Annotated in this window: 29 protein-coding genes and 1 pseudogene; 17 read left to right on the top strand and 13 right to left on the bottom strand. The window is 48.9% G+C overall.

The genetic code is table 11. The features are described from left to right. Window positions 1–82: 82 nt before the first annotated feature. From phoQ to rluE, 7 genes are all read right to left on the bottom strand, one after another. Window positions 83–1,546 carry a two-component system sensor histidine kinase PhoQ gene (gene phoQ, locus OGY83_RS07190; protein WP_079937921.1) on the bottom strand — a complete coding sequence of 488 codons (1,464 nt, stop codon included), beginning with the start codon at window positions 1,544–1,546 and terminating at the stop codon, window positions 83–85. Next, window positions 1,546–2,217 (bottom strand): two-component system response regulator PhoP, encoded by a 672-nt coding sequence (phoP, locus tag OGY83_RS07185; protein ID WP_003846709.1) that lies wholly within the window; start codon window positions 2,215–2,217, stop codon window positions 1,546–1,548. The genes phoQ and phoP overlap by 1 nt, the downstream gene beginning before the upstream one ends. A gap of 195 nt (window positions 2,218–2,412) precedes the next feature. Beyond that, the gene (purB, locus tag OGY83_RS07180; RefSeq protein WP_286635585.1) at window positions 2,413–3,783 is read right to left on the bottom strand and encodes an adenylosuccinate lyase; all 1,371 of its coding nucleotides are present in this window, start codon (window positions 3,781–3,783) and stop codon (window positions 2,413–2,415) included. Between the two features lie 3 nt (window positions 3,784–3,786). Further along, window positions 3,787–4,428, bottom strand: coding sequence for a high frequency lysogenization protein HflD (gene hflD, locus OGY83_RS07175; RefSeq protein WP_123267759.1), 642 nt, complete (start codon window positions 4,426–4,428; stop codon window positions 3,787–3,789). A 34-nt stretch (window positions 4,429–4,462) separates the two neighbouring features. Then, on the bottom strand, window positions 4,463–5,569 hold the full coding sequence (gene mnmA, locus OGY83_RS07170; RefSeq protein WP_199952164.1) for a tRNA 2-thiouridine(34) synthase MnmA: 1,107 nt from the start codon (window positions 5,567–5,569) through the stop codon (window positions 4,463–4,465). A 53-nt stretch (window positions 5,570–5,622) separates the two neighbouring features. Further along, window positions 5,623–6,084 carry an NUDIX hydrolase gene (locus OGY83_RS07165; protein WP_123266982.1) on the bottom strand — a complete coding sequence of 154 codons (462 nt, stop codon included), beginning with the start codon at window positions 6,082–6,084 and terminating at the stop codon, window positions 5,623–5,625. A 13-nt stretch (window positions 6,085–6,097) separates the two neighbouring features. Next, window positions 6,098–6,721, bottom strand: a complete 624-nt coding sequence (gene rluE, locus OGY83_RS07160) for a 23S rRNA pseudouridine(2457) synthase RluE (protein WP_286635584.1) — start codon at window positions 6,719–6,721, stop codon at window positions 6,098–6,100. Window positions 6,722–6,923: 202 nt separating this feature from the next. Here rluE and icd point away from each other — a divergent pair, with 202 nt between their 5' ends. The 3 genes from icd (at window position 6,924) to OGY83_RS07145 (ending at window position 9,448) form a co-directional block, all read left to right on the top strand. Then, a complete protein-coding gene (gene icd, locus OGY83_RS07155) occupies window positions 6,924–8,174 on the top strand; it encodes an NADP-dependent isocitrate dehydrogenase (RefSeq protein ID WP_286635583.1) in 1,251 nt (416 codons plus the stop codon). Between the two features lie 523 nt (window positions 8,175–8,697). Next, a complete protein-coding gene (locus OGY83_RS07150; RefSeq protein ID WP_286635582.1) occupies window positions 8,698–9,183 on the top strand; it encodes an Ail/Lom family outer membrane beta-barrel protein in 486 nt (161 codons plus the stop codon). Between the two features lie 10 nt (window positions 9,184–9,193). After that, window positions 9,194–9,448 (top strand): hypothetical protein, encoded by a 255-nt coding sequence (locus OGY83_RS07145; RefSeq protein ID WP_123266984.1) that lies wholly within the window; start codon window positions 9,194–9,196, stop codon window positions 9,446–9,448. Window positions 9,449–9,508: 60 nt separating this feature from the next. Here OGY83_RS07145 and OGY83_RS07140 read toward each other — a convergent pair. Both OGY83_RS07140 and OGY83_RS07135 read right to left on the bottom strand, forming a co-directional pair. Then, window positions 9,509–9,628: pseudogene (locus OGY83_RS07140) on the bottom strand (cytochrome b); the annotation flags it as partial. 87 nt (window positions 9,629–9,715) lie between these two features. After that, window positions 9,716–9,988 carry a hypothetical protein gene (locus OGY83_RS07135; RefSeq protein ID WP_047411841.1) on the bottom strand — a complete coding sequence of 91 codons (273 nt, stop codon included), beginning with the start codon at window positions 9,986–9,988 and terminating at the stop codon, window positions 9,716–9,718. Window positions 9,989–10,227: 239 nt separating this feature from the next. Between OGY83_RS07135 and pdeG the strand changes: the two genes are divergently transcribed. Together pdeG and OGY83_RS07125 are read left to right on the top strand one after the other, a co-directional pair. Continuing rightward, window positions 10,228–11,751 carry a cyclic di-3',5'-guanosine monophosphate phosphodiesterase PdeG gene (gene pdeG, locus OGY83_RS07130; RefSeq protein WP_286635581.1) on the top strand — a complete coding sequence of 508 codons (1,524 nt, stop codon included), beginning with the start codon at window positions 10,228–10,230 and terminating at the stop codon, window positions 11,749–11,751. A 169-nt stretch (window positions 11,752–11,920) separates the two neighbouring features. Then, on the top strand, window positions 11,921–12,118 hold the full coding sequence (locus OGY83_RS07125) for a hypothetical protein (protein WP_286635580.1): 198 nt from the start codon (window positions 11,921–11,923) through the stop codon (window positions 12,116–12,118). Window positions 12,119–12,234: 116 nt separating this feature from the next. Here the strand turns inward: OGY83_RS07125 and OGY83_RS07120 are convergent, their stop codons facing one another. Next, a complete protein-coding gene (locus tag OGY83_RS07120) occupies window positions 12,235–14,322 on the bottom strand; it encodes a TonB-dependent receptor (RefSeq protein WP_286635579.1) in 2,088 nt (695 codons plus the stop codon). 396 nt (window positions 14,323–14,718) lie between these two features. Between OGY83_RS07120 and OGY83_RS07115 the strand changes: the two genes are divergently transcribed. The 11 genes from OGY83_RS07115 to OGY83_RS07065 all read left to right on the top strand — a co-directional run bounded on the left by OGY83_RS07115 (window position 14,719) and on the right by OGY83_RS07065 (window position 23,113). Continuing rightward, entirely contained in the window at window positions 14,719–16,341 is a 1,623-nt protein-coding gene (locus OGY83_RS07115) for an ABC transporter substrate-binding protein (RefSeq protein WP_286635578.1), read from the top strand. Beyond that, a complete protein-coding gene (locus OGY83_RS07110; RefSeq protein ID WP_079938578.1) occupies window positions 16,341–17,315 on the top strand; it encodes an ABC transporter permease in 975 nt (324 codons plus the stop codon). Before OGY83_RS07115 ends, OGY83_RS07110 begins: the two co-directional genes overlap by 1 nt. Continuing rightward, window positions 17,305–18,117, top strand: coding sequence for an ABC transporter permease (locus OGY83_RS07105; RefSeq protein ID WP_123266988.1), 813 nt, complete (start codon window positions 17,305–17,307; stop codon window positions 18,115–18,117). Before OGY83_RS07110 ends, OGY83_RS07105 begins: the two co-directional genes overlap by 11 nt. Beyond that, window positions 18,111–18,905: an ATP-binding cassette domain-containing protein gene (locus OGY83_RS07100; protein WP_136391767.1), complete on the top strand. Its 795-nt coding sequence runs from the start codon at window positions 18,111–18,113 to the stop codon at window positions 18,903–18,905. Before OGY83_RS07105 ends, OGY83_RS07100 begins: the two co-directional genes overlap by 7 nt. Then, window positions 18,889–19,506, top strand: coding sequence for an ABC transporter ATP-binding protein (locus OGY83_RS07095; protein ID WP_123266989.1), 618 nt, complete (start codon window positions 18,889–18,891; stop codon window positions 19,504–19,506). Before OGY83_RS07100 ends, OGY83_RS07095 begins: the two co-directional genes overlap by 17 nt. Before the next feature lies 1 nt (window position 19,507). After that, window positions 19,508–20,023, top strand: a complete 516-nt coding sequence (locus OGY83_RS07090; RefSeq protein ID WP_123266990.1) for a phospholipase D family nuclease — start codon at window positions 19,508–19,510, stop codon at window positions 20,021–20,023. Window positions 20,024–20,100: 77 nt separating this feature from the next. Continuing rightward, the gene (gene zinT, locus OGY83_RS07085) at window positions 20,101–20,751 is read left to right on the top strand and encodes a metal-binding protein ZinT (protein WP_286635577.1); all 651 of its coding nucleotides are present in this window, start codon (window positions 20,101–20,103) and stop codon (window positions 20,749–20,751) included. A 139-nt stretch (window positions 20,752–20,890) separates the two neighbouring features. Next, window positions 20,891–21,529 (top strand): leucine efflux protein LeuE, encoded by a 639-nt coding sequence (gene leuE, locus OGY83_RS07080; RefSeq protein ID WP_286635576.1) that lies wholly within the window; start codon window positions 20,891–20,893, stop codon window positions 21,527–21,529. Window positions 21,530–21,702: 173 nt separating this feature from the next. Beyond that, complete coding sequence (gene yeaR / locus OGY83_RS07075; protein WP_003030735.1) at window positions 21,703–22,065, top strand: DUF1971 domain-containing protein YeaR; 363 nt, start codon at window positions 21,703–21,705, stop codon at window positions 22,063–22,065. Between the two features lie 3 nt (window positions 22,066–22,068). Continuing rightward, window positions 22,069–22,251 (top strand): DUF1869 domain-containing protein, encoded by a 183-nt coding sequence (locus OGY83_RS07070; protein ID WP_003832433.1) that lies wholly within the window; start codon window positions 22,069–22,071, stop codon window positions 22,249–22,251. A 217-nt stretch (window positions 22,252–22,468) separates the two neighbouring features. Continuing rightward, window positions 22,469–23,113 (top strand): hypothetical protein, encoded by a 645-nt coding sequence (locus tag OGY83_RS07065; protein ID WP_286635575.1) that lies wholly within the window; start codon window positions 22,469–22,471, stop codon window positions 23,111–23,113. A 52-nt stretch (window positions 23,114–23,165) separates the two neighbouring features. Here OGY83_RS07065 and fdhF read toward each other — a convergent pair whose 3' ends face one another. Next, complete coding sequence (fdhF, locus tag OGY83_RS07060) at window positions 23,166–25,313, bottom strand: formate dehydrogenase subunit alpha (RefSeq protein WP_286635574.1); 2,148 nt, start codon at window positions 25,311–25,313, stop codon at window positions 23,166–23,168. A 361-nt stretch (window positions 25,314–25,674) separates the two neighbouring features. On the opposite strand from fdhF, the gene OGY83_RS07055 reads away from it, so the two are divergent. Continuing rightward, window positions 25,675–25,923 carry a GlsB/YeaQ/YmgE family stress response membrane protein gene (locus tag OGY83_RS07055; protein ID WP_003832440.1) on the top strand — a complete coding sequence of 83 codons (249 nt, stop codon included), beginning with the start codon at window positions 25,675–25,677 and terminating at the stop codon, window positions 25,921–25,923. A 48-nt stretch (window positions 25,924–25,971) separates the two neighbouring features. Here the strand turns inward: OGY83_RS07055 and yoaJ are convergent, their stop codons facing one another. Further along, a complete protein-coding gene (gene yoaJ / locus OGY83_RS07050) occupies window positions 25,972–26,046 on the bottom strand; it encodes a protein YoaJ (protein WP_095533175.1) in 75 nt (24 codons plus the stop codon). A 2-nt stretch (window positions 26,047–26,048) separates the two neighbouring features. After that, window positions 26,049–26,147, bottom strand: a complete 99-nt coding sequence (locus OGY83_RS07045; RefSeq protein ID WP_032941789.1) for a YoaK family small membrane protein — start codon at window positions 26,145–26,147, stop codon at window positions 26,049–26,051. Window positions 26,148–26,167: the final 20 nt, after the last annotated feature.

Below are 26,167 nucleotides of genomic sequence, written 5' to 3'. Positions count from 1 at the left end.
CCGCAGGCTGGTATCTGCAACCGATTATAACGGATACTTAACCTCAAGCGTGAAGTCAGTACATATTTATTACATGCGACGATTACTCGTCTTTCTGGCCCGGCTGCTGGCGGCCAAAAATAACTTCCATGCGCGCGCCACCCAGTAGGCTATCACCTGCAATAATCTGCCCGTCATACTGTTCGGTGATTTCTCTCGCTACAGCCAATCCGACGCCTTGTCCTGGACGTAGCGTATCTACGCGCTGTCCACGGTCAAACACCACTTCCCGTTTGCTTTGCGGAATACCAGGACCATCATCCTCAACCAGAATATGCAGTTGATCCTCGGACAGTTGCGCAGAAATCTCGACAAACTCCAGACAATATTTACAGGCGTTATCCAGTACGTTACCCATCACTTCGACAAAATCATTTTGTTCGCCCACAAAGCTGATTTCGGGCGAGATATCAAGATTAATGTTGACGCCTTTACGCTGATACACCTTATTCAGCGCCGAGGTGAGCTTATCCAGTAACGGCGCGACCGGGTGCAGTTCGCGGCTGAGTAGGGCACTGCTGCCACGCATACTGGCTCGATGCAGGTAATAGCCTATCTGTTGGGAAATACGGCTGATTTGTTCCAGCATGATAGGCTCTGCGTCGCTGACGTTCATCTTTTCATTACGCATTGAGCGCAGCGTACTTTGCAGTACCGCCAGTGGCGTTTTCAGGCTATGGGTGAGATCGGTTAACGTGGTGCGGTATTTATCGTAGCGCTCACGTTCGCTTTTCAAAAGCCGATTGAGATTGCGAACCAGGCTGGTCAATTCGCGTGTGGTGGCGGGGTTCAGCATCTCGCGATGATGTTCCTCAAGCTCACGGACTTCACGCGCCAGCGATTCAATCGGCCGCAGGCTCCACCAGGCGGCCACCCATAACAGCGGAATGACCAGCAACAGATTGGCGACCAGCACATAAATAAACCAGCTCCAGACCATATACGAGCGCTTTAGCTCTATAGGAATGGTGTCGACAACCACAATGGTCAGTTGCGGCATTCTGGCAGTGGCGGGGTAGACGTTCACCGCCACGGAGTGGGTCATTTCGGCATCGTCGTCATCTTCTCTGACTTCTTTTAACTGCTGCTGAGCGGAGTGATCTTCGCCCAGTAAAGTGCTGGTGGCGTCTACATTGGCTTCAATTTCATGAAAACCGTTCGTTTTTAGCCAGTCCGGTTGGATACTTTTCGTCAGCCAGGGAACATTGCGCTGCGCCCACAACAATTCACCGCTTTCGTTATAGATCAGTGACATTGTTGGGCTTTGCATATCGAGATGTTCAGGCAGCTCGATGTTTATCTTGCCGTTCTCCCACTTTGCCAGGGTATAAAACAGATTACTTTCACCCCGCAGCAGGCGGAAGGTTGTCTTATCAAAGCTGACGCTGTAGCCCACCAGAGCAACCATGCCGTAGGCCAGTGAGAGCACCAACACTACGCCTGCAGTTGCCAGTAAAAAGCGCAACCGCAGCGATAATGGGAAAAAGTGACGCAATAATTTATTCATTAGCGCAGTTCAAAAAGATATCCCTGGCCACGCACGGTGGTAATGACGTCGTCCGGGTATTGCGCCTGTATTTTTTTACGCAAACGCCCCATCAAAACATCAATGGTGTGACTTTCGCGCAGCTCGGCATCCGGGTAAAGCTGCAGCATGAGCGAATCTTTACTGACCACTTTGCCATTATTACGGATGAGCGTTTCCATAATGGTGTATTCAAACGCCGTGAGCTTGATAACTTCATCATTGACGGATAACTCGCGTCGAGAGAGGTCCACCTGAAAAGGCGGAAGGGAGATAATTTGCGATGCCAGACCGCTGTTGCGGCGCATCAGTGCCTGCATGCGAGCAGCCACTTCTTCAATGTGAAACGGTTTGGTGACGTAATCGTCGGCACCGGCGCTGAGGACTTCCACTTTATCCTGCCAGCCTTCGCGCGCGGTTAATACCAGAATCGGCAGCGAAACCTCATTACTGCGCCAGCGGCGGATCAGCGATAAACCATCTTCATCGGGGAGTCCTAAATCAACGATCGCGATATCCGGCAGATGTTCATTCAGATAATAGTCTGCTTCCTTCGCATCTTCTGCATCATCCACCTGATGCCCTAAATCTTGTAACTGAACCTTGAGGTGGTGGCGTAATAATGCATTATCCTCGACAACCAGTACGCGCATCATCGTTTCTCCCTAAAATAATGGTATGAATAGTTTAACGCTGATTATGTGGCTGTGGGGATAAACATTTAATAAACCGGGGGAAGGGATACTCTCGCGGGCGATAAAAAGCCGGAAACGCTTACACGTATCCGGCTTACTACGATATGAACGGAAGACCGGAACAGGCGCAAGCGCGCTCCGGCACCAAACAGATTACTTCAGTTCATCAACCATGGTGATGGCGCGACCAATATAATTGGCAGGCGTCATTGCTTTCAGGCGAATTTTCTCTTCTTCCGGCAGCGCCAGACCATCGATAAACTGCTTCATACCTTCGGCGTCAACGCGCTTACCGCGGGTCAGTTCTTTCAACTTCTCGTACGGCTTCTCAATACCGTAGCGACGCATCACGGTCTGAATCGGCTCTGCCAGAACTTCCCAGTTATGGTCCAGTTCATCCAGCAGATGATCGCGGTTCACTTCCAGTTTGCTCACGCCCTTCAGGGTGGACTGATAGGCGATCAGCGCATAGCCAATACCTACGCCCAGGTTACGCAGAACGGTAGAGTCAGTCAGGTCACGCTGCCAACGGGAGACCGGCAGTTTGCTCGCCAGATGCTGCAGAATCGCGTTAGACAGACCCAGGTTACCCTCGGAGTTTTCGAAATCAATAGGGTTAACTTTGTGTGGCATGGTGGAAGAGCCGATTTCACCCGCGATGGTTTTCTGTTTGAAATGGTTCAGCGCCACGTAACCCCAGACATCGCGGTCAAAGTCGATCAGGATAGTGTTGAAACGGGCGATGCAGTCGAACAGCTCAGCAATGTAGTCGTGCGGCTCAATCTGCGTGGTGTACGGGTTCCACTGGATGCCCAGCGAGGTGACAAACTCTTCGCTGAACTGATGCCAGTCAACTTCCGGATAAGCGGCGATGTGGGCGTTATAGTTACCGACTGCACCATTGATCTTACCAAGAATTTCAACCTGGTTGAGCTGACGATACTGACGCTCCATACGGTAAGCCACGTTAGCCATTTCTTTGCCCAGCGTAGACGGAGTGGCTGGCTGGCCGTGGGTACGGGAGAGCAGAGGAATATCGCGATACTGTACAGACAGATCTTTCACCGCGTCGATAAGCTTACGCCAGTAAGGCAGAACCACTTCGTCGCGTGCGGTTTTCAGCATCAGCGCGTGAGACAGGTTGTTGATGTCTTCTGAGGTACACGCAAAGTGGATAAATTCGGAAACAGCGTGCAGTTCCGGGATATCCGCCACTTTCTCTTTCAGGAAATACTCAACTGCCTTCACATCATGGTTGGTCGTACGCTCAATGGTTTTGATGCGCGCAGCATCTTCTTCATTGAAGTTAGCGACGATCGCATCAAGGAAACCGATTGCGTCGGCAGCAAAAGCAGGAACTTCCTTGATCGCTGCGTGCGCGGCCAGTTTTTGCAGCCAGCGTACTTCAACCTGTACACGGAATTTCAGCAAACCGTATTCGCTGAAAATCCCGCGCAGCGCGCTGACTTTATCGCCGTAGCGTCCATCGACAGGGGAAACGGCGGTCAGTGAGGATAATTCCATAGATCACAACTCCGGGGTTAAATGAGCAAGAATTTGTTTTGCCTGAGTCGTCAGGCGATTACGAGAAAACATGAGTTGCAGACGGCCTCCACCAACCTGATGCCAGAGCACGGCAGCACGGATGCCAGCCAGCAGCGAAGCGCGTACTTTAGCCTGTACCTGTGGGCTCTGAAGGATGGCCGGGGAGCCCGTGACCTGAATACGTGGGCCGAGAGGGCTGATGACGTCAACATAAATGCCAGCCATCGCACTCATCAACGTTTCTGACTGCAAATCAAAATGGTCCAGCTGGCGCTGCAAGCCGCTGATACGATCTCCCAGCGTGTTCATAGCGCCCTTGGCCGCTGACAGCTTACGCTCCAGCACCATCAGGCTTAGCGTATAGCGGGTGAGTTCCGCGTTCAGTCCCTGACGACTGCTGGCGTTCAGCACGCCAAGCAGCGTTTCAAGGCCAAGACGCAGGTTGGCTTCGCTACCGCCAAACACGCCCAGCGTAGAGCTGGGATTCATGTCGATGACACTGTTCAGTGAAACGTGTAATGCATCGGCATCACAATGCCCCTGGTGCGCCAGTTCCTGCACCAGGCGTGCCGACTGACAAATGCCTGCCAGGGCGAGGGTGATGTCATAATAATTCTTTGCCACGTTCACTGCTTCCTTGTATCAAATGTGTAAGTAATTATACCGGCAGAGGCAATCGTTGTTCGATAATGCCGCCGCCGAGGCACACTTCGCCATTGTAAAAGACGGCCGACTGACCCGGCGTGACCGCCGCGACTGGTTCGTCGAAAATGACTTCAATACGCTCAGCATCCAGTGCCTTAACGGTGCACGGAATGTCGGTCTGACGATAGCGGGTTTTCACCGTACAGCGCATGGTGCCGGTGAACGGTTCGCGATTGACCCAATGCAGCTGTTGCGCCACCAGGCCAACTGACATCAGACGTGGATGTTCATGACCCTGAGCGACAACCAGAATGTTGTTCTCAACGTCTTTATCCACCACATACCATGGATCTTCTGTCCCTTCTTTCGTTCCGCCAATACCCAGACCTTTACGCTGACCCAGAGTGTGGTACATCAGCCCCTGATGCTGGCCAATCTCTTCGCCATCAACGGTGATGATTTTGCCTGGCTGAGCAGGCAGATAACGGCCAAGAAACTCGCGGAACTTACGTTCGCCAATGAAGCAGATGCCGGTGGAGTCTTTTTTCTTAGCTGTAATCAGACCAAGATCTTCGGCAATTTTACGCACCTGCGGTTTTTCCAGTTCACCGACCGGGAACAGGCTTTGCGCGATTTGCTCATGGCCGAGCGTATAGAGGAAATAACTCTGGTCTTTATTGCCATCGAGCCCACGCAGCAGGCGGCTCTTGCCGTCGACATCCGCGCGACGCACGTAGTGGCCGGTGGCGATGTAATCGGCACCTAAATCTTCGGCGGCAAACTCAAGGAAGGCTTTAAACTTAATTTCTTTATTGCACAGAATATCCGGGTTCGGCGTACGGCCCGCTTTGTACTCTTCAAGGAACAGTTCAAAGACGTTGTCCCAGTATTCTGCGGCAAAGTTGACGGTATGCAGTTCAATGCCGAGTTTGTCACAGACAGCCTGCGCATCCGCAAGGTCGGCGGCCGCTGTGCAGTATTCCTCGCCATCGTCCTCTTCCCAGTTCTTCATGAACAGGCCTTCTACCTGATAGCCCTGTTGTTGTAACAGCCAGGCAGAAACGGAGGAATCGACACCGCCGGACATGCCGACGATCACTTTTTTTGGGCTTTCAGACATAGGAATACTCACGACATTGAACTTCAAGGCGGCATATTCTAGCACGCAGCCCTTTACTTGACACCCTCTGTAAACGGCCAGTTAAATTCGCCGATCATGGCCAGCGGGTAACGCTGTCCACTCTGATAACAGCGAATACTCTCTGCAACCAACGGCGAACGCAGGTTTGGCGCAGAGAAAATCTCTTCTGCGCTGACCCAACGGCAGAAATCTATATCGCTGTCATGGGGGTCAGTAGCGCACATATTGGCAAGCTCGATAGAGAAAAGAAAACGCAAAAAGGGCGTTCTGTCCGGCGCAATCCATTGATGCATACGAATGAAATGCTGTGGCTGCGCTTTAATGCCCGTTTCTTCCCACAGTTCGCGTGCCGCGGCTTGCACCAGCGTTTCATCGGCTTCCAGGTGTCCTGCAGGTTGATTCCACAAGGCTTTGCCATTAATCGTTTCTTCAACGACTAAGAATTTATCTTCTGCATGCACAATGCATGCGACCGTAACGTGTGGTTTGAACATACCTGTTCCTTATTCAGTTAGTTACATCTCGCCACTCGCCGTTAGCAAGATTTTCCAGCGTGTAATCCCCCATGGCATAGCGGATGAGGCGCAGCGTAGGAAATCCAACATGCGCGGTCATACGACGTACCTGACGGTTGCGGCCTTCATATAAGGTGACTTTCAACCAGCTGGTGGGAATGTTTTTCCGTTCCCGAATCGGCGGATTTCTCGGCCACAGCCATACGGGTTCCTCTACTACTTCAATACCTGCGGGTAGCGTGGGACCATCATTGAGCGTTACTCCGGTACGCAGGGCGTCCAGCGCTTCAGCTGTCGGCTCGCCTTCAACCTGGACGTAATAAATTTTCCCGGTACGCTTTCCGGGTTGCGTTAACCGCGCCTGCAGCGCGCCGTCATTGGTCAGCACCAAAAGCCCTTCGCTGTCCCTGTCGAGTCGGCCCGCCGCATAAATTCCCGGCACGGGAATAAAATCTTTTAACGTTTTGCGTCCCGCTTCGTCAGTAAATTGTGGCAAAACATCGTAGGGTTTATTGAACAAAACCACGCGTTTTGGCTGGTTTTCTTTACGCTGCTTAGTGACTTGTCGTGAGCTGAATCGCTCAACCTGGTGATTTCTAAAAGAAGTTTTTTGCATGGTATTTTCAGATTATATCAATTGCCGCATTATAGCCTAAGAACGAGTGTCTTTCATGGCGGCGAACAATAGGGTAGTATTGACACGCTCATTACAAATCATTAACAAAAAGTTGCTCTAACGCATCCGTGTAGCAGGACGCAAACGCACATGCAGCGTGATGACAGACGAGCAGAACCAGAAGCGCTCGAAGGAGAGGTGAATGGAAAGCAAAGTAGTTGTTCCGGCGGAAGGTAAGAAGATCACCCTGCAAAACGGCAAACTCAACGTTCCTGAAAATCCGATTATCCCGTTCATTGAAGGCGACGGTATCGGCGTTGATGTAACCCCACCGATGATCAAAGTTGTCGATGCTGCTGTCGAGAAAGCCTATAAAGGCGAGCGTAAAATCTCCTGGATGGAAATCTACACCGGCGAGAAATCCACTCAGGTTTATGGCCAGGACGTCTGGTTGCCTGCTGAAACCTTAGATCTGATTCGTGAATATCGTGTTGCCATTAAAGGCCCTCTGACCACCCCTGTTGGCGGCGGTATTCGCTCTCTGAACGTTGCTCTGCGTCAGGAACTTGACCTGTATGTCTGCCTGCGTCCGGTGCGTTATTATCAGGGCACACCAAGCCCGGTTAAACACCCTGAACTGACCGACATGGTCATCTTCCGCGAAAACTCCGAAGATATCTACGCGGGTATCGAGTGGAAAGCTGACTCTGCTGATGCTGAGAAAGTGATTAAATTCCTGCGCGAAGAGATGGGCGTGAAGAAAATCCGCTTCCCGGAACATTGCGGTATTGGTATCAAACCGTGTTCTGAAGAAGGGACTAAACGTCTGGTGCGTGCAGCGATTGAATACGCCATCGCCAACGATCGTGATTCAGTTACCCTGGTACACAAAGGCAACATCATGAAGTTCACCGAAGGCGCGTTCAAAGACTGGGGTTACCAGTTAGCGCGTGAAGAATTCGGTGGTGAACTGATCGACGGCGGTCCATGGGTGAAAATCAAGAACTCGAAAACCGGTAAAGAGATCGTGGTTAAGGACGTTATCGCCGATGCGTTCCTGCAACAGATCCTGCTGCGTCCGGCTGAATATGATGTGATTGCCTGTATGAACCTGAACGGTGACTACATCTCCGATGCGCTGGCCGCACAGGTTGGTGGTATTGGTATCGCGCCGGGTGCAAACATCGGTGACGAATGCGCACTGTTCGAAGCAACCCACGGTACTGCACCGAAGTATGCAGGTCAGGATAAAGTGAACCCAGGTTCCATCATTCTGTCTGCTGAAATGATGTTACGCCACATGGGTTGGACCGAAGCGGCTGACCTGATCGTTAAAGGTATGGAAGGCGCGATCAACGCCAAGACCGTAACCTATGACTTCGAACGTCTGATGGATGGCGCTAAGCTGCTGAAATGTTCAGAGTTTGGTGACGCGATCATCGAAAACATGTAATCCAGATTCTGGGTTGTGTGAGAACGGGAGCCGAGAGGTTCCCGTTTTTTTTACCTGCAAAATGCTTTCCTAAATCGCAGACTATTAAACTCATTTTAATAGCACTGAAGATAAAATTTTTATCTTCGTTGTTACAATTTTATTTATTGATAAAAGATATCCATATCTGTCAATATTTCTTTGTTTAACTCTATTCGGGTATGAGAACTAACTATAATTGAGTGGTGTTTTTATATTATTGATTATTAGATGGGGGGCAATCATTTTAAAAATAAGAAAAATATCGGAAATATTTACAAGGAAGAAGCGTTTTAAGGTTTTTTTACTCTAATTTTAAATCTATTTTTATCAGCATGTTATGACAGTTGATTATTCTGAATATTAGTAATGTCCAAAAAAGAACATTTTCCCCGATTGATGTTTTTTTACCTTTCTGTTTTTCTCTTGGCGACATGCTTGAGAAATGAAAACCAAAGCATGATTCCTTATTATGTGTGTAACTTACTATTAGTTGATGATGAAAATGGTTATTAAAATGCTAAGTTTAAAAACAGGTTTAGTGGCTGTTACATTGTGTTTTGCTATGTCAGTTTATGCAGGAGAAAGCGTAGTCACCGGCGGTTATGTACATACCCGGACAGATGGGCAGAACCTTAATGGTTTTAACGCTAAATATGGTTATACCCCAGATGAGAATGATTTTGGTGTTATGACATCCTTAACCATTTCAGCAAATGACGATAATGATATAGATCGTGGTTATGGTTCTGCATTAGTCGGTGAAAGTTATAAAGTAAATGATGTGGTAAAACCTTATGTAATGGCGGGTATTGGGAGAGGTGCGATCAAAGCTAATGGTGAAACTGACACTTCTACAGGTTTTGCCTATGGCGCTGGTATTCAGTTTACCCCCATTGCAGGTTTCACTGTTGATGCAGGCTATGAAGGTTCTAAGGTCTTTGGCGCACAAGCTAATAGTATTGTAGTCGGCGCCGGCTGGAAATTCTAAGGTTATTTATATGAATAAATTAATGATGATATTGGTTGCGTTTTCTGCCGTTTCTTTGATGTCTGGTTGTGTATCAGAAGAACAACGCTTAGCAAAGTGCGAAGCGAAGGGAATTAGCCGTGACGTTTGTTATCACGAAGAAAAAGAATATTGGAATAATTACAGTGCTAATATGAGTCGACTGCAGGCCGCTAATACACAAGCGGATGCTTTCAAAGAGGCTATGAGTGATCACAAGAAACATAAGCATCATGATGACGATTAATATTTAAGAACACGCATATACGGTTTTAAGTAATTATGTTCTTGATATTTTAATCATCTATTAACTATTCAAATGGTTATGCTCAGGCATCACTCTCAAAAGCGTATTAACCTTCTGTATATAGTGATGAAATAATGCAGCGCCAGTATGGGCTGCAATCAGAAAGTAACAGCTATTGGCGAGTTGACTCCCCCCAAGGCCAGAGGTATTTATGATAACAGTGGCCTTACTTTGGTTTGAGAAAAACGCTACACCTGTTGTATGCAATCATTCTTTTGATGAAAGTTTGTACGGAAATACATGCAGAGCGTTGGCTGCGATGGGGTAAACTCCCAGGCCTTCTGTTCTGGCTTTGATTTCCTCGAAAGAGAGTGAAGGGGAAGGTTCTCGTCCGCCCCACAGATTAATGCCCTCAGGAACATCGTCCCGACTGTACTCCTCGGCGATCTCGATAGTTCCGCCACTATTCAATTCGATCACGACGCTTTTCCCGTCAACAGGAATGAGGTTCCCGTCATTGTCAGTGATAAATATTTTCATTTTCTTACCTCTTATTAGCACATGTATATGATAACAAAATTGGAAAGAGGGATGTCATTATTGTTATGATCTTTTCAAGGTTGATTTTATATAAAAATCAATTTGTTATGTTGTAATCTTGAAAATGTGACTGGGCGCATGGCGACTTTTGTTTCTGTCTACCATGCTCTGTAGAGATAAATTAGAACACGTCAATGCTCATCGCAACGACCGATCGGTTTTCGCTACAGGACATGAGAATGCGCAAAGCACTTTTACCGGTAACCGCAGCGGTGTGTCTTTTTTTGATCGGTGTTTTTATTCTTAATATGCAGCTTTGGCATTCCTCTTCGACAGAAACTCTTGAGGGAGCCAGATATGCCGCGAAAAATATGGATAACATACTTGATGAAGCTTTCCAGGCAACCAGAACCGCTAAGAACATCGCTGAAAAAAAATGCGATCTGGAGGGGCAATACCAACTCGGAACCGAAGCGGCTCTTCGGCCTCATTTGCGAACGCTGATCATTATCCGGCAGGGGAAGATTTGGTGTACGTCTTTACCGGGGAATAGGATTTTACTTAAGCAAATTCCTGTGATTACTGATACAAAATTGCTGCTTACTTCCGCAAGAAACACGGAAAATGAGATCCCCGTTCTGCTGTATCAAACTCGTTTTCAAACCCACCGCATTATTGTCACCATCAGCGGGGTGCATATCCGTGGAGCATTGAATGTTCCGTTAAAGGGAGTGACATATTCACTACTCGTAGGCGACGAAGTACTTGGTTTATTGGGCGATGTGAATACCGTTACAGCAAGCGCACGTGAGTCTGGTCAGGTCAATTCCGTAAAATATCCGTTCAGTATTATTTATAATAAACCGCCACTGTTTAGTGCAAAAAGGCTGGTTACACAAGGTTCAGGGATTCTGGTTTTTATCCTGTTAATGTCCTTCGCAGCCGCTTATGCCATTGATAAGTATCTGAACAAGAGCGATACTCCTGAAGAAACGTTGCGCAGGGCGATAGTAAAAGGAGAGATCGTGCCTTTTTATCAACCTATCGTAAATGGTCGCGAGGGGACGTTACGCGGTGTTGAAGTACTGGCCCGATGGAAACATCCTAAAGCCGGATATATCTCTCCTGCTTCCTTCATTCCCGTCGCCGAAAAATCAGGCCTGATAGTACCACTGACTCAAAGTCTGATGCGGCAGGTTGCGGCAAATATGAACGCCATTGCCAGCAAACTGCCATTTGGCTTCCATGTCGGCATTAACTTCAGCGCATCTCATATCACATCCCCTACATTCGTGCAGGAGTGCCTGCATTACAGAGATAGTTTTAACCGCGATGACCTCAATCTGGTAATCGAAGTTACTGAGCGCGAGCCGTTAGATGTGGATGAAGATCTTGTGCAGAGGCTCAATATCCTGCATGAGAATGGCTTTGTTATTGCGTTGGATGATTTTGGTACGGGCTATTCTGGGCTTTCTTATTTGCATGACCTGCACATTGATTACATTAAAATCGATCAGAGCTTTGTGGGAAGGGTAAATGAGCTTCCCGATTCAACCCGAATTTTGGATTGTGTTCTCGATCTGGCGCGCAAGCTGTCTTTAAGCATCGTTGCTGAAGGGGTTGAAACGAAGGCTCAGCTCGATTATCTCAACAAAAACAACATTGTTTTCCTGCAAGGGTACTATTTCTATAAACCAGTGACCTTCACTGATTTCGTCATGATTCTGCTGTCAAAGCCTAAAGTGAAGGTTTTTATCGAATAAATACAGGATAACCTTATTGAAGGACAGAGAGCATGAAATCTGGTTCGGTAGTAAAAATCCGACGCTTATCTTTATCGTGAGATAAATCTCAGATTCTGTTGTTTAAAATCTATACCCTTACCGATTAAGTGGTTATTTGTGTTTTCATATACAGCAACTGGATAATGGTATGGCAGATATAACATTCGCGATGGAGCGTGACTCAAGTCACAGAGCGGCAAAAAAAAAGTTGGATGTGCGAAACAAAACAAAATACACAAACCGCAACCAGCTTGCGATTGCCGCAGTCCTGTTTTTAGGCGGTATCGTTGGGGTTATTGTTTTGGCATTGTGTCTAATGGTGCAGGAAGGGGTGTTTCTGTATTAATTATTTAAATATTCTTATATGTTAAAATAAGTTGCTGATTATATCTTGTGTCTTCTCTCAATAATATTCTGCTGGTCAGGGTATTAGTGTGCCCCGACCAGCAGGGTCTTATAAAATTAGAACTGATAGTTTAAAGATACCCAGTAGTTACGGCCCGGGTTTACGTATCCGGTAGTGGACTGTGCAGTCTGATAATAATCACCTGCGTAGGTGCTATTACGGCCCACCTGGTACAATTTGACCTCACTAAAATCTTTATCCAGCACGTTATTAACCGCCGTATTAAGCGTCAGATCTTTGGTCAGCTTATAAGACATCCCCATGTCGACAACGGTCCAGGCTTTTAAATCAGCGCCTTTATCGTCATAGACGGCCTTTTGTACCGCGCTGAGGTTGTCGTAATTTTGGGTAAAGCGAGGGGCTTTGCCGCGATAACGTGCGCTTAACCAGGCGTTCATATCTTCCGTTGCCTGCCAGTTTAGACGGGCGTTAGCCATATGTTTTGGCGTGTAACTTAATGGCGCGCCTTTATTTTCACCATCTTTTTGCTTGCTCTGAGTGTAGGTGTAGTTGAGAGATAAGGTCAGCACATCCGACCATAGAGGGAAGGTGCTGGCAAATTCAACGCCATCGGTCCTTGCCTTGCCGCTGTTGGTATAGCTGTTGGTATTATCATCGATAGAATATGAGACAATTTTATTTTTGTATTCGGTATAGAAGCCGGTAATGTTGGCGTTAAGCCCAGCGTCGTTCTCGTAATAGAGCCCGGTTTCGTAGCTGATACTTTCCTCAGGTTTGAGGTCCGGGTTACCGACCGTATTCACCGTTCCCTGCGCGGTTACACCGCTGATCCCGTTATGCAACTGGCTCAGTGATGGTGCTTTATAACCTGTCGTCACGCCGCCTTTGAGCGTCCAGGCGTCGGAAACGTCCCAGACCATATAGGCTCGTGGGCTGAGATGACCGCCAAAGACATCGTTATGCTCATAGCGTGTTCCTGCGGTTAAGGCCAGCGAGTCGAGAATATGCCATTCATCTTCCGCATAGGCTGCCCACGTTTTTTGATGGAACGTCTCGCCGGTATTTGCCAGCACCACACCATCTTTCATCCTTGCATCCCAGTATTCTGCGCCAAGGGTTAAGAGGTGTGAATCACCTAATGGCGTCAGCAGCACTGAGTCAAGAATAACGTTAGTGTTCTTCAGTTCACGTGCGTCACCGGCCCGACCTGCGTTCTCTGGCGTGAGTGCGGAAGATACCAATTGCCGGCCTTTGTTCTCGGTTTCATTCCAGCCAAGGGAGGATTTCCAGGTGCCGAACGTTAAGGCTGTATCGTGACCGAGGGTCACTTTGTTACGCTCATAGCGTAGCGTTTTATCATACCCCCCTGTCAGGTTGCCCAACTGCCCGTCATCGTTGTCATAGCGCTGTCTGGCGGAATCGAGATCTAACCACAGCGTATTGTTCTCATTGGTTTTCCAGTCGAAGCGCGTACCGATATTGTAGTTTTCCGACTCGGTAGGATAAGGTACGCGGGTGGAGGAGGTATCGCTGAGGGAGGTGACGCTGGAACCCTGACGCTGGGTTGTACTTCCCCGAACCTGCATATCCAGTACGCCCGCGATTAATGGGCCACTTGACCAGAAGTTGGCAACGGTGCTGTTACCCCATTTATTACTCTCTTGCAGGTTAACGCCGGTATTGATGGAAGTGCTCCATTTATCGGTGCTTTTTTTGGTGATGATATTCACCACGCCACCGATTGCGTCGGACCCATAAAGCGTCGACATCGGGCCGCGGATCACCTCAATATGATCGATTGCCGCCAGCGGGGGCATAAAGCTGGTATTCATGGCAGAGAAGCCATTTGGCGTTACGTCGCTGCTGCCGTTTTGACGAATACCGTCAATCAGGATCAAGGTATAGCTGGCGGGCATACCGCGGATACTAACCTCCAGACCGCCGGTTTTACCGGTGCTGCTTTCAACATCTACCCCTTCAACAGAACGCAGGGCTTCACCTAAGTCATTATATTTATTGGTTTGTAACTCTTGCTGTGAAATAACAGAGACGCTGGCGGCGGCATTGGTGATTTTCTTTTCATAACCGGAAGCGGTTACCACCATGACATCTTCAGCAAACACCAGGGGGCTGGAAAATCCAAAACAGGACAGAACGACAGAGGCAACAGGTTTTAAACGCATAGTCAAACTTCCTTTGTTAAAAATTCAAAGGCAGTAAGATAATTGATGGAAATGATAATACAAATAATTATCATTACAAATTTACATAACTTGTCACTTCTGGTGTTTTTCTTGAATAAATATACATAAATTGTCATGAATTTTAGATAAGGAATTAGCAGGGAGGACCAATAGTCCGCATGGGTAATTATTAGATCGGGATTAATATTCCATTGAATAAATGGCGAGGGATTAACCTATTTTCTGAGATTCATATCGTACTCATAACGGAGTATCAGAAAAAAGTATGATAATTTTAGAAAATCGTCATACTTTTCTGCGCCGCATCATTTTTTTCATCATTTCTGTCCGCCATAATCCCTTCCCCAGGAGACTGCTTAACGACGGTAAATCGTTATGCAGCATAAAAATAACGTAAATCTGGATAACATAATGATCAAAGGCAAGCTGGCACTGCTTACGTGCGCATTGACTCTCGCATTAACCTCACCACTTCTTGCCGCGCAAAATGCGAGCGAAGGGCAGACGTTAAAACTGGCAATTGGACCAGAACCAACGGAAGGGTTTGACCCGATGTTGGGCTGGAGTCATGGCAGCTATTTGCTTTTGCATGCACCATTATTAAAACAAAATGCAGATATGAGCTGGGGAAACCTGCTGACGGAAAAAGTAGAGACCAGCGCAGACGGCAAAACCTGGACGTTGACGTTAAAACCCGACCTCAAATTCTCTGATGGTTCCCCGCTAACCGCTGAAGATGTGGTGTTCACCTATAACAAAGCAGCAAAAAGCGGCGGCAAAATCGACATGGGAAACTTCACCCATGCCAGCCTGAAAGATAACCGCACGGTAGAAATTACGCTGAATAGCCCACAGAGCACCTTTGTGAATGTGCTGGGGTCTTTGGGTATTGTTCCGGCGAAACGGTATGACGAAAAAACATTTGCCAAAAATCCGATTGGCGCGGGTCCTTATCGGCTGGTGAGTTTTCAGCCGGGACAGCAGTTGATCGTGGAGGCTAACCCCTGGTATGCCGGTAAGAAAAATGATTTCAGTAAGCTGGTGTTTGTCTTCCTTGATGAAGATAACGCTTATGCCGCAGCGCGCAGTGGCCAATTGGGACTCGTACGTATCGCGCCGTCGATGGCGGTCGCTCCTCAGCAGAAAAACTTGAAACTTTGGGTACGCGATAGTGTGGAAAACCGGGGCATTGTGTTCCCGATGGTTCCTGCAGGTAAAAAAGACGCCAATGGTTATCCGATTGGGAACGATATCACTGCCGATGTTGCCATCAGGCGCGCCATCAACTATGCCATCGACCGTAAGCAGCTTGCCGATCAGGTCATGGAGGGTCATGCGATTCCTGCGTATAGCGCAGTACAGGGGCTGCCATGGCAGGGGCAATCCGTTGTGTTCAAAGATGGTGACAGCGAAAAAGCACGCACAATTCTGGAAGAAGCTGGCTGGAAGGTGGGTAAAGATGGCGTACGAGTGAAAGACGGCAAAGAGGCTCGACTGACTTTATGGTACGCCAGCGGTGACAGTACGCGCCGGGATTTAGCCGAAGCTGTCCGCGCAATGCTGGCGCCGGTGGGGATTCAGATCTCGCTGCAATCCGGAAGCTGGGAAACCGTTGAGCGTCACATGCATGCGAACCCGACACTATTTGGTTGGGGAAGTCTGGATCCGATGGAGCTGTTCCAACATTACAGTAATCAGGCCGCGGGCGTGGAATATTACAATCCAGGCTATTACAGCAACCCTGTTGTTGAACAGCATCTTAAACAGGCTATTGACGCCCCGGACTGGCAAAAAGCGTTGCCTTTCTGGCAACAGGTGGAGTGGGATGGCAAGCAAGGGGCTGGCGTGCAGGGTGATGCCGCCTGGGCATGGCTGCTGAATATTCAGCATACCTACCTGGCAAATCCGTGTATTGATTTAGGCAAAGGCGCACCGGAGATTCACGGTAGCTGGTCACTGCTCAATAATCTGGACGAATGGACCTGGACCTGCCGTTGATGAAGTCTGTTGTGGGCCATTTTCTACGGCTGATAGTGTTATTAGTGCTGGTTGCGGCTGGCACTTTTGTGCTGCTCAGCTTTTCTCCGGTCGATCCGATTCGTGCTTATATCGGCAACGATCTCCTGCATGTGCCGCCGGAGCAATATGCACGCATTGCTGCTCGCTGGGGATTGGACCAGCCGCTATGGGAGCGTTTTGGTCACTGGTTTGTACGGGTATTGCAGGGCGATCTCGGCTATTCCATGTTGTTTAATGCGCCGGTTGCCAGCGTGATCAAGGAACGTTTTTCCACCTCGTTTGCACTGCTTGGCGGCGCGTGGCTACTCTCCGGCATATTGGGAACGGCAATGGGGTTTGTCGCGGGTCGCTACCTGAATCGCTGGCCGGACAAAGCAATCTGTCGCCTCAGCTATCTGCTTTCTTCGCTGCCGACCTTCTGGATTGGCATGTTGCTGCTGGCGTTATTTGCCGTGCGCTGGCCGGTATTTCCGGTCTGCTGCGCGTGGGAGCCGGGCAACAGCGGCGATATGGCCACGCTGACCGAGCGTTTGCGTCATCTGGTGCTTCCCGTTTGCGCGCTCAGTTTGCTGGGACTGGGACAAATTACGCTGCATACACGCGAAAGCATCGCCAGCGTGATGAAAAGCGATTTTGTCCGTTTTGCGCGTTCTCAGGGAGATAAAGGCTGGTCGCTGTTGCGTCATCAGGTTCTACGTCATGCAATTACGCCTGCGCTGTGTTTGCAGTTTGCCTCGCTGGGGGAGCTGTTGGGAGGTGCATTATTGGCCGAAAAAGTCTTCGCTTACCCAGGACTGGGGCAGGCCACCATTGATGCCGGGTTACGCGGCGATCTGCCTTTACTGATGGGGATTGTTTTGTTCAGCACCGTATTGGTGTTCATTGGCAATTCGCTGTCTACCTGGCTTGTCCGTATGTTGAACCGTGCTCTGGAACGACCTGATGCTCTATAACCCGACGCCGACGCTGATTCGTCTTTTGTTCTCTTTTAGCTGCCTGTTATTCATTGCAGTGTATGGTGCCGCAATGCTGGATAACCCGTTGAGCGTTAATCTTCTTGCCCGTCATCTACCGCCTGATGCGATGTACTGGTTTGGCACCGATAACCTTGGTCGCGATCTGTGGATCCGTTGTTTTCAGGGAGCACTAACCAGTCTGCAAATTGGTATTGGTGCGGCGTTGTGCAGTGGCTTGATTGCGCTACTAATGGCGGCGGTTTCGCGCATACATCCGCGTCTGGATGTGCTTATGCGCCTGATTACTGATGCCATGCTGTCGATGCCGCATCTGCTGTTGCTCATTTTGATCTGTTTTACGCTGGGGGGCGGGAAAAACGGGGTAATCATGGCGGTTGCACTAACACACTGGCCGCGTCTGGCGCTGATCCTGCGTGCTGAAGCACAGCGCGTGGCCCACAGTGACTATCTGACGTTGACCTGGCGTCTGGGACACGGCCATTTATACTGCTGGCGGCATCACTATCTACCGGCGTTATTACCCCAGTGGCTAACGGGAACATTGCTGATGTTTCCCCACGCGGTGTTGCACAGCGCGGCGTTAAGCTTCCTCGGTTTTGGACTGGCGCCGCATGAACCGTCACTGGGCCTGCTGCTGGCGGATGCGCTGCGGTTTATCAGTCATGGCGACTGGTGGTTAGTGCTGTTTCCAGGACTGATGCTGTTCAGTCTGGTGATGTTATTCGATCAGCTCGCAAGGGCGGTGCATCGTTTATGGTTACGAGGTGACGCATGTTGAGTTTAAGGCAGGTCTCGCTGGACGTGGCGCGTTATCGCTGGTACGGCGCGAAAAACTGGTCTTCGCTGTTACAAGATATCTCTTTCGACGTAGCGCCTGGTCAGATGGTGGCGTTAGTTGGGGGAAGTGGGGAAGGTAAGAGCCTGTTGCTGCAATGTCTGCTCGATCTCTTACCAGACAATTTGCGTTTCAACGGCGTTATTACCCTGGAAGGTAAAACGCTGGACAGTGATGATATTCGCAAATGTCGCGGCAATACCTTCAGCTATGTCCCTCAAGGTATTCAGGCACTTAACCCGCTGCTTTCGATTGAAAAGCATCTGCGCAGGGCATGCCAGCTTTCTGGCCAGCAATGGAATGCCGGAAAAATTGAACGATTGCTCCAGCGTAGCCGACTGGAAAGTCGTGTATTAGATGCTTTTCCGCGCCAGCTTTCAGGCGGTATGGCGAAACGTGTTCTGGCCTGTCACGCGTCTCTGAGTCAGGCTCGCTATATTCTGGCGGATGAAATTACCGCCTGGCTTGATGCACCACTGGCTAATCAACTGCTTGAACAGTTGCGTGAGCAATGTGAGCAAGGGGCTGGTGTTTTATGGGTAACGCATGACCTCACGCTGGCGGCCCGCCATGCGGATCGTATTGTCGCGCTACATCAGGGAAGGGTGTCGGATAACGTCAGCCGGGAACAGTTGTTACGCGGAGAGATTAGCGAACATCTGCAACGACAATGGCGGGCGCTGCCTGAAAGAAATCAACTTTTTGGAGAGCGCGATGCTGTGCTGTCGTGATGTAACCATCCGTCAGGGGGAAAAGGTTCTGTGGCAAAATCTGACCTTCTCTCTACGCCCTGGTGAACGTATTGGGATTTGTGCGCCCAGTGGAACTGGCAAAACGACGCTGGGCCGCGTGCTGGCGGGCTGGCAGAAACCAACTTCGGGTGACATTCTGGTTGATGACCAACCGTTGCCGATGCACCAGTATTGCCCGGTGCAACTGGTGCCACAGCATCCGGAATTAACTTTTAACCCCCGGCGCAGCACCGGTGATGCGGTGCATGATGCATGGCGACCGGATGCTGAAATGCTTACCCGTCTTCACATCAACCCTGAGTGGTTAACCCGCCGTCCCGGACAACTTTCTGGCGGTGAACTGGCGCGAATTGCTTTACTTCGCGCGCTGGACCCGCGGACACGTTTTCTTATTGCCGATGAAATTACCGCCCAGCTTGATCCTTCCATTCAACGGGATATCTGGGCGCTGCTGCTTGAAGAATGCCAGCGTCGGCCATTAGGTATGCTCATTATCAGTCATCAGCAGGCGCTGCTTGATCAGATCTGCACGCGAGCGTTACCCTCTTCGACTTGTATTTCCTTTCAGGCAAATAACTAACGTGATCGTAAAAACTATCGCTGTGGCTGCGCTAATGTACGGGGCGGGTGCTTTTGCAGCACACGCTTCCATTCAGGTAGGTTTTTCACCGGAAGGGTCGGCTCGGGCTTTAGTGCTGGATTCGATTAACCATGCGCAGCACAGCATCGATATGATGGCTTATTCATTTCAGTCTGCAGATATTGTTCAGGCACTGGTAAACGCCGAAAAGAGAGGCGTTGTGGTTCGGGCAGTTATCGACAAGAAACGAAACCAGGGCAAGGTGAGCCAGAAGGCCATCGCTTTTGCTGTCGCGAATGGGGTTGATGTGCAACTTGATGGACACTACCACATCCAGCATGACAAGGTAATGATTATTGATGGCGACACGCTGGAAACCGGTTCATTCAACTTTGCCAAATCCGCAGAATTTGCCAACTCTGAAAATGTGTTAGTTGTTCGTGACGAACCTGCCGTTGTTGCGCAGTATCAGGCCCATTTTGACAGCCGTTGGAAAATTGCGCACCAGAGCGGTTAAATACTTCACAACGTCGTTGATTTAAATGTGATGTTATATTATAACATTTCACTCGCAAATGATTTGAGGGTGAAATTTTGGCTATTCGTTTTAAGAAACTGACAATCGCTCTGGGGATGCTTTTAGTCAGTGGTTCGGTTCTGGCGCATGGTCATCATTCCCATGGTGCGCCAATGAGTGAAGCAGAACAAAAGGCGTCGGAAGGGGTATTTGATGATAACCAGGTGCAGAACAGAGCGCTGACCGACTGGGATGGCATGTGGCAATCTGTCTATCCGTATCTGGTCAGCGGCGAACTTGATCCGGTATTCAAAAAGAAAGCGGAGAAAGATAAAAATAAAACGGCAGAACAAATTAAAGCGTATTACCGTACAGGCTATGCAACCAACGTAGACACTATCGGCATTGAAAATGGTGTGATGGAGTTTCATACCGGTAATCAGGTTGCATCATGTAAATACGACTATGCCGGATATAAAATCCTGCACTATAAATCAGGCAAGAAAGGTGTACGGTATCTGTTTGAGTGTAAAGCTACTGACAGTAAAGCGCCTAAATATGTGCAATTTAGCGATCATATTATCGCACCGCGTAAATCGAGCCACTTCCATATCTTTATTGGAAATACCTCGCAGGCAGCCTTGCTTGAAGAGATGGAAAACTGGCCTACCTATTACCCTTATCAGTTGAAGGGAGAAGAGGTTGTGGATGAGATGCTGCACCATTAATCCGGGCTAATCTTATCTGTACACACCCGCCACCAGTGGCGGGTTTTTTAATTCATAACCTTCTCTTTCCATCACCCGATGCATTCGTTAGCATATTGTATCGCAGCAAGTGCATGTGTTTTTTCAGGAAGAGGTTAACGTGTTCGCAGAGTATGGAGTTCTGAATTACTGGACGTATCTGGTGGGGGCTATTTTTATCGTGCTGGTACCGGGGCCAAATACGATATTTGTGTTAAAGAACAGCGTTGGTCGGGGAGTGAAGGGCGGTTATCTCGCCGCAAGCGGTGTGTTTATCGGTGATGCCGTGTTGATGTTTTTGGCCTATGCCGGTGTTGCCGCATTGATCAAAACAACGCCCGTTTTGTTCAACATCGTTCGCTATCTTGGCGCGTTATATCTGTTGTACCTCGGTGCGAAGATCCTGTATGCGACACTGAAATCGAAAGCCAGCGACGCCGCGCCAGAGGAAGTCCCGTTTGGCGCTATTTTTAAGCGAGCATTAATTCTGAGCCTGACGAATCCAAAAGCTATTTTGTTTTATGTTTCGTTCTTCGTGCAGTTTATTGATGTCAATGCGCCACACTCAGGGCTGTCATTCTTTATTTTGGCCATTACGCTTGAGGTAGTGAGCTTTTTCTATCTGAGCTTCCTTATTTTCTCCGGCGCGTTCGTGACGCAGTATATTCGCACGAAGAAAAAACTGGCCAAAGTGGGTAATTCCCTTATCGGCCTGATTTTCGTTGGTTTTGCCGCTCGTCTGGCCACGCTTCAGTCGTGATGCCATTGGCCCGCTGGTTGCGGCGGGCCTTCAATATGACGCTTTACTTTTCATTTATAATTGTAGGGTTATAACCAATAAATGGTATTTTAAATGTATATTTTGAGGCGTACCCTGTGTACAGCAGCGGTTCAATAAGACTCGCTGGTTGTCGACTGGAAAAGGGAAGAAAAATGCTTCAAATTCCACAGAATCATATCCATACACGATCTACTCCATTCTGGAATAAAGAAACGGCGCCTGCCGGAATTTTCGAACGCCACCTTGATAAAGGAACTCGTGCCGGGGTTTATCCACGACTTTCTGTTATGCAGGGGGCGGTCAAATATCTCGGATACGCCGATGAACACAGCCCGGAGCCAGTAGAGGTGATGGTTATTGAAGCCGGTCAGTTTGGCGTTTTTCCGCCGGAAAAATGGCATAACATCGAAGTGATGACTGACGACACTTACTTTAATATCGATTTTTTCGTTGCCCCGGAAGTTCTGATGGAGAGTGCAAATCAACGAAAAGTCGTGCGCACCGGCAAGGAGTAAATCATGGGCAAAGCAACCTATACCGTAACCGTGACTAATAACAGCAACGGTGTTTCTGTTGATTATGAAACAGAAGCGCCGATGACATTACTGGTGCCGGATGTGGCAGCAGAAGTTGTTAAAGATCTGGTCAATACCGTACGTTCATACGATACCGAGAATGAGCATGAAGTGTGCGGATGGTAGGCGTTAATTACTCCTACTGATTGAATACACTGAATTTTTATCTACTAACCGCACTGCGTTTTGACGCGTTGTGCGGTTTTTTTGTTTATGTTGAATGGGGTGATGTCCGGAAAAAGATTCCTTAAGAATACCTTAAGAAATTCGCATTGAATGCTAATTGTCGATCATTCACAGACGTTATGATCGCAAAACAGTAACAATACAGAACATCGCGCTTATGAAACTGAACACCCAACTTACATTACCCACGCTTATTCTTGGACTGGTCATTGTGGCGATCCCGTTCACCGCGAACTGGAATCTTCCTCTGCTCAATGGCAGTGTCGTCAAATGGATCGAAAATGGGCAGGCGTTATGGCTACTGTTTGGTGCAGTATTTACTCTCAGCTACATCCGGCCTTTATCACGTCCTGAAGGTGGGAAACAATTTTGGCTTTGGGCGACTGTGTGGTGGCTGGTGTTGCTGGGCCGAAGCACCAGTTGGGGGCGTGATTACTTCCCTGAGCATTCTAAACTTCTGTTCAGAGCTATCTCCGTCGTATTAATTGCCATGATTATTCTGCCGGTGCTGTTGTCGAAGCGCTTACGCCTGGATATTGTCCGACGCGTGCGTAATGAACCATTACCGGTCTGGATGCTGGCGATTACCGCCTGCGCATTTTTGATTTCCGATACGGTAGAGCATCATCGTCTGCTGGCTCCCATCTTCCTGCACAATACCCATTATGGCGATCTGATTGAAGAACTGTATGAACTACCGTTTATGGCGGGGTTGTTTCTGATGAACTTCGGTTTTATGCAGCGGGATAAGCTGGAGGAATCTGCCTCCATCCGCTTCAGCGAACCACACCTGGCGAAGTAATGAGATAAAACCTGAGTCTGGGTATCCAGACTCAGGCGGCAAGGGTGGTGACTTACGCAATCGCCTCACACAAGCGTGATTTCATATCGCTATACGATTGAGCGGCATACTTTTCGGCCCATATCTGATCGGTAATGTGCTCGATATTTACGGCACAATATTTGGTTTCCGGCGTTTTCGAGATTGGATCGAGGTTATCCTGGGTTAACTCGTTGCATGCACCAATCCACCATTGATAGGTCATATATACCGTTCCGGCATTGATGCGCTCGGACACATCCGCGCGGCTGATGACCTTACCCCGACGCGAGCTGACCCACACCAGATCACGATGACGGATACCGAGTTTTTCGGCATCATGGGTATTGATTTGCACATATCCTGGTTCATCAGCCAACGCTTGTAACGCCGCGCAGTTACCGGTCATCGAGCGACAGGAGTAGTGCCCAACCTCACGCACGGTACACAGTACCAGCGGATATTTGTCATCCGGAACTTCTGCGGGCGCTCGCCACGGTGCGGCAAACAGTTTGCCTTTGCCGTTGGCGGTATCAAACTGGCTGTGTGCGTAAAGGTATGGCGTACCAGGACTATCGAGATCCGGACATGGCCACTGAACATGCCCCATTTCCCCCATCTTCTCATAGGTCGCGCCGTAGAACAGCGGGCACAGCTCGCGCATCTCATCCCAGATTTGCTGGTTATTTTGATACTGCATTGGATAGCCCATTTCGCTGGCCAGCAGACTGATAATCTCCCAGTCACGCTTTACGTCAGCGGTGGGTTCAATCGCTTTCTCAAAACGCTGGAAGCCGCGATCGGCACAGGTAAAGACGCCGCCATGTTCGCCCCATGAGGTGGCCGGCAGGAGGACGTCGGCCATTTCCGCTGTCTTAGTCATGAAGATGTCTTGCACGACGATAAAATCGAGCGCGTTAAACCCTTCGCGGACCAGTCCCAGGTCCGCCTCGGTTTGCAACGGATCTTCTCCCATGATGTAGTAGGCTTTTATTTTGCCTTCGATAGCCAGGTGCGGAACTTCGGTGATACGGGTCCCGACCTTGTCATCCATCTGATTAACGTCAATGCCCCATGCGCTGGCAAATTTCTCCCGGACTGCGGAATCAGTCACGTCCTGATACCCCGGGAACTGGTTAGGTAGTACCCCCATATCGCACGCGCCCTGCACATTATTTTGCCCACGCACCGGACCAACGCCGACGTTAGGGCGACCCAGATTCCCGGTCAGTAATGCCAGACTCGACAAACCGCGAACCACATCAACGGCCTGACCAAACTGGGTGACGCCCATCCCCCACATTACGGTTGCCGATGGAGCAGCGGCAAATGTGCGCATCGCCTGGCGAACCTGCTGTGCGGGAACACCGGTCAAATGTTCAACGGCTTCAGGGGCGTAGTCCTTAACGGTTTCCCAGTATGTTTCCAGCCCTTCCGCATGCTTTTGCACATACTCGCGATCGTAGAGTTGCTCTTCGATAAGTACATGACCAAAGGCATTAACCAGCGCCATGTTGCAACCGTTTTTCAACTGCAAATGTTGGTCAGCAATACGGGCGGTTTCAATACGACGCGGGTCGCAGACAATGATTTTTGCGCCATTCTGGCGAGCTTTAATTACCCGGCGGGCTACGATTGGGTGCGAGTCGGCGCAGTTATAACCAAAGATCAGCAGGCATTTTGAGTTTTCAATGTCGCTGATAGAGTTGCTCATGGCGCCATTGCCTAACGTTTCCTGTAACCCCGCAACGGAAGGGCCGTGACAGACCCGGGCGCAGCAATCGACATTATTGGTATGGAGTACGCCACGTGCGAATTTTTGCATCACGTAGTTGGTCTCATTCCCCGTTCCTCGCGAAGAGCCGGTGGTCATGATGGCGCGAGGGCCATAGGTATTTTTGATTTCAGATAAGCGTTTTGCGGTGTAACGAATGGCTTCATCCCAGCTAACGGGCGTGAATTTTCCACCTTTTTCATAACGGATCATCGGGCGAGTCAGACGGGGAGTCAGAAGGCGGGTGTCGTTAAGAAAGTCCCAACCATAATAGCCTTTCAGGCACAACTGATTTTGGTTCGTTACACCCTCTGCGGCTTCGGCACGGATGATTTTGTTATTTTCGACAACAAGCTTGAGCTTGCACCCGGCCCCACAGTATGGGCAAACACTGGTGATTTTTTTCATCAATAACAGACCTGTTAAATGCTGAAATAGCGCGAATTGTAGACGCAGCCACGCGATAAGCACCGCGGACTACGATTTGTCGTAGCGACGGGTTGTTTAAGCATAAAGTGTGCCAGAAGTGAAAAACCAGCAATAACAGGGCTGACGGCAAAAGCGTTAAGCAGAATGACTGACGATTCGACACTAATGACGAGTAGTGACAAAAATTTAGCCTGCTGGTCAGCAGTCATAACCTTATGAAACATCGGAAAAAGATGAAAGTATGAAGTGATGGCGATCACAAATTTTAATTTGTCAGCGCTATGCTATGCTTTTATACGACGAGTGAATCGTTAATTTAAAAACATAAGTGAGGAAAATTATGGGCATTATTTCATGGGTGGTTTTCGGTCTTATCGCTGGGATTTTGGCAAAATGGATTATGCCGGGTAAAGATGGCGGCGGATTCTTTATGACCATTATCTTAGGGGTTGTCGGTGCGGTAGTGGGTGGCTGGATCAGTACCTTCTTTGGTTTTGGTAAAGTTGATGGTTTCAACTTCGGCAGTTTTGTCGTAGCGGTTATCGGTGCGATTGTGGTGTTATTTATCTATAGAAAAATCAAAAGCTAACTAAACATGCAGACAATAGAGGCCACTGATAAGTGGCCTTTATTTTGGTTACCACCACCCCAGTTCCGTGCCCAGAACCACGATGATCGCCACGCCAATCATAATAATCGTTGTTTTTTTCATCGTTATGCTCCCGGTGCAGCGTAGCCGCCAATAAAAAACCAGGATAAGAAAACGACAGCGGAAATGAAAATAATGACAGGGAAAATAATACCGAGTCGCATACGATTATCTACCAGAGTTA

The organism is Citrobacter sp. Cpo090, assembly GCF_030332665.1.
In the GTDB taxonomy this organism is placed as follows: domain Bacteria; phylum Pseudomonadota; class Gammaproteobacteria; order Enterobacterales; family Enterobacteriaceae; genus Citrobacter; species Citrobacter portucalensis.
This window is presented reverse-complemented; position numbering and strand designations above follow the sequence as displayed.

Bases quoted from the DNA above. Each gene is read 5' to 3' on its own strand.
- OGY83_RS07055 (WP_003832440.1), top strand. From the start codon at position 25,675: ATGGGCATTATTTCATGGGTGGTTTTCGGTCTTATCGCTGGGATTTTG.
- icd (WP_286635583.1), top strand. From the start codon at position 6,924: ATGGAAAGCAAAGTAGTTGTTCCGGCGGAAGGTAAGAAGATCACCCTG.
- OGY83_RS07065 (WP_286635575.1), top strand. From the start codon at position 22,469: ATGAAACTGAACACCCAACTTACATTACCCACGCTTATTCTTGGACTG.
- OGY83_RS07110 (WP_079938578.1), top strand. From the start codon at position 16,341: ATGAAGTCTGTTGTGGGCCATTTTCTACGGCTGATAGTGTTATTAGTG.
- mnmA (WP_199952164.1), bottom strand. From the start codon at position 5,569: ATGTCTGAAAGCCCAAAAAAAGTGATCGTCGGCATGTCCGGCGGTGTC.
- pdeG (WP_286635581.1), top strand. From the start codon at position 10,228: ATGCGCAAAGCACTTTTACCGGTAACCGCAGCGGTGTGTCTTTTTTTG.
- OGY83_RS07120 (WP_286635579.1), bottom strand. From the start codon at position 14,322: ATGCGTTTAAAACCTGTTGCCTCTGTCGTTCTGTCCTGTTTTGGATTT.
- OGY83_RS07165 (WP_123266982.1), bottom strand. From the start codon at position 6,084: ATGTTCAAACCACACGTTACGGTCGCATGCATTGTGCATGCAGAAGAT.
- OGY83_RS07045 (WP_032941789.1), bottom strand. From the start codon at position 26,147: ATGCGACTCGGTATTATTTTCCCTGTCATTATTTTCATTTCCGCTGTC.
- phoP (WP_003846709.1), bottom strand. From the start codon at position 2,217: ATGCGCGTACTGGTTGTCGAGGATAATGCATTATTACGCCACCACCTC.
- OGY83_RS07095 (WP_123266989.1), top strand. From the start codon at position 18,889: ATGCTGTGCTGTCGTGATGTAACCATCCGTCAGGGGGAAAAGGTTCTG.
- OGY83_RS07115 (WP_286635578.1), top strand. From the start codon at position 14,719: ATGCAGCATAAAAATAACGTAAATCTGGATAACATAATGATCAAAGGC.
- rluE (WP_286635584.1), bottom strand. From the start codon at position 6,721: ATGCAAAAAACTTCTTTTAGAAATCACCAGGTTGAGCGATTCAGCTCA.
- yeaR (WP_003030735.1), top strand. From the start codon at position 21,703: ATGCTTCAAATTCCACAGAATCATATCCATACACGATCTACTCCATTC.
- purB (WP_286635585.1), bottom strand. From the start codon at position 3,783: ATGGAATTATCCTCACTGACCGCCGTTTCCCCTGTCGATGGACGCTAC.
- OGY83_RS07150 (WP_286635582.1), top strand. From the start codon at position 8,698: ATGGTTATTAAAATGCTAAGTTTAAAAACAGGTTTAGTGGCTGTTACA.
- phoQ (WP_079937921.1), bottom strand. From the start codon at position 1,546: ATGAATAAATTATTGCGTCACTTTTTCCCATTATCGCTGCGGTTGCGC.
- OGY83_RS07070 (WP_003832433.1), top strand. From the start codon at position 22,069: ATGGGCAAAGCAACCTATACCGTAACCGTGACTAATAACAGCAACGGT.
- OGY83_RS07145 (WP_123266984.1), top strand. From the start codon at position 9,194: ATGAATAAATTAATGATGATATTGGTTGCGTTTTCTGCCGTTTCTTTG.
- OGY83_RS07105 (WP_123266988.1), top strand. From the start codon at position 17,305: ATGCTCTATAACCCGACGCCGACGCTGATTCGTCTTTTGTTCTCTTTT.
- OGY83_RS07135 (WP_047411841.1), bottom strand. From the start codon at position 9,988: ATGAAAATATTTATCACTGACAATGACGGGAACCTCATTCCTGTTGAC.
- OGY83_RS07125 (WP_286635580.1), top strand. From the start codon at position 11,921: ATGGCAGATATAACATTCGCGATGGAGCGTGACTCAAGTCACAGAGCG.
- OGY83_RS07100 (WP_136391767.1), top strand. From the start codon at position 18,111: ATGTTGAGTTTAAGGCAGGTCTCGCTGGACGTGGCGCGTTATCGCTGG.
- fdhF (WP_286635574.1), bottom strand. From the start codon at position 25,313: ATGAAAAAAATCACCAGTGTTTGCCCATACTGTGGGGCCGGGTGCAAG.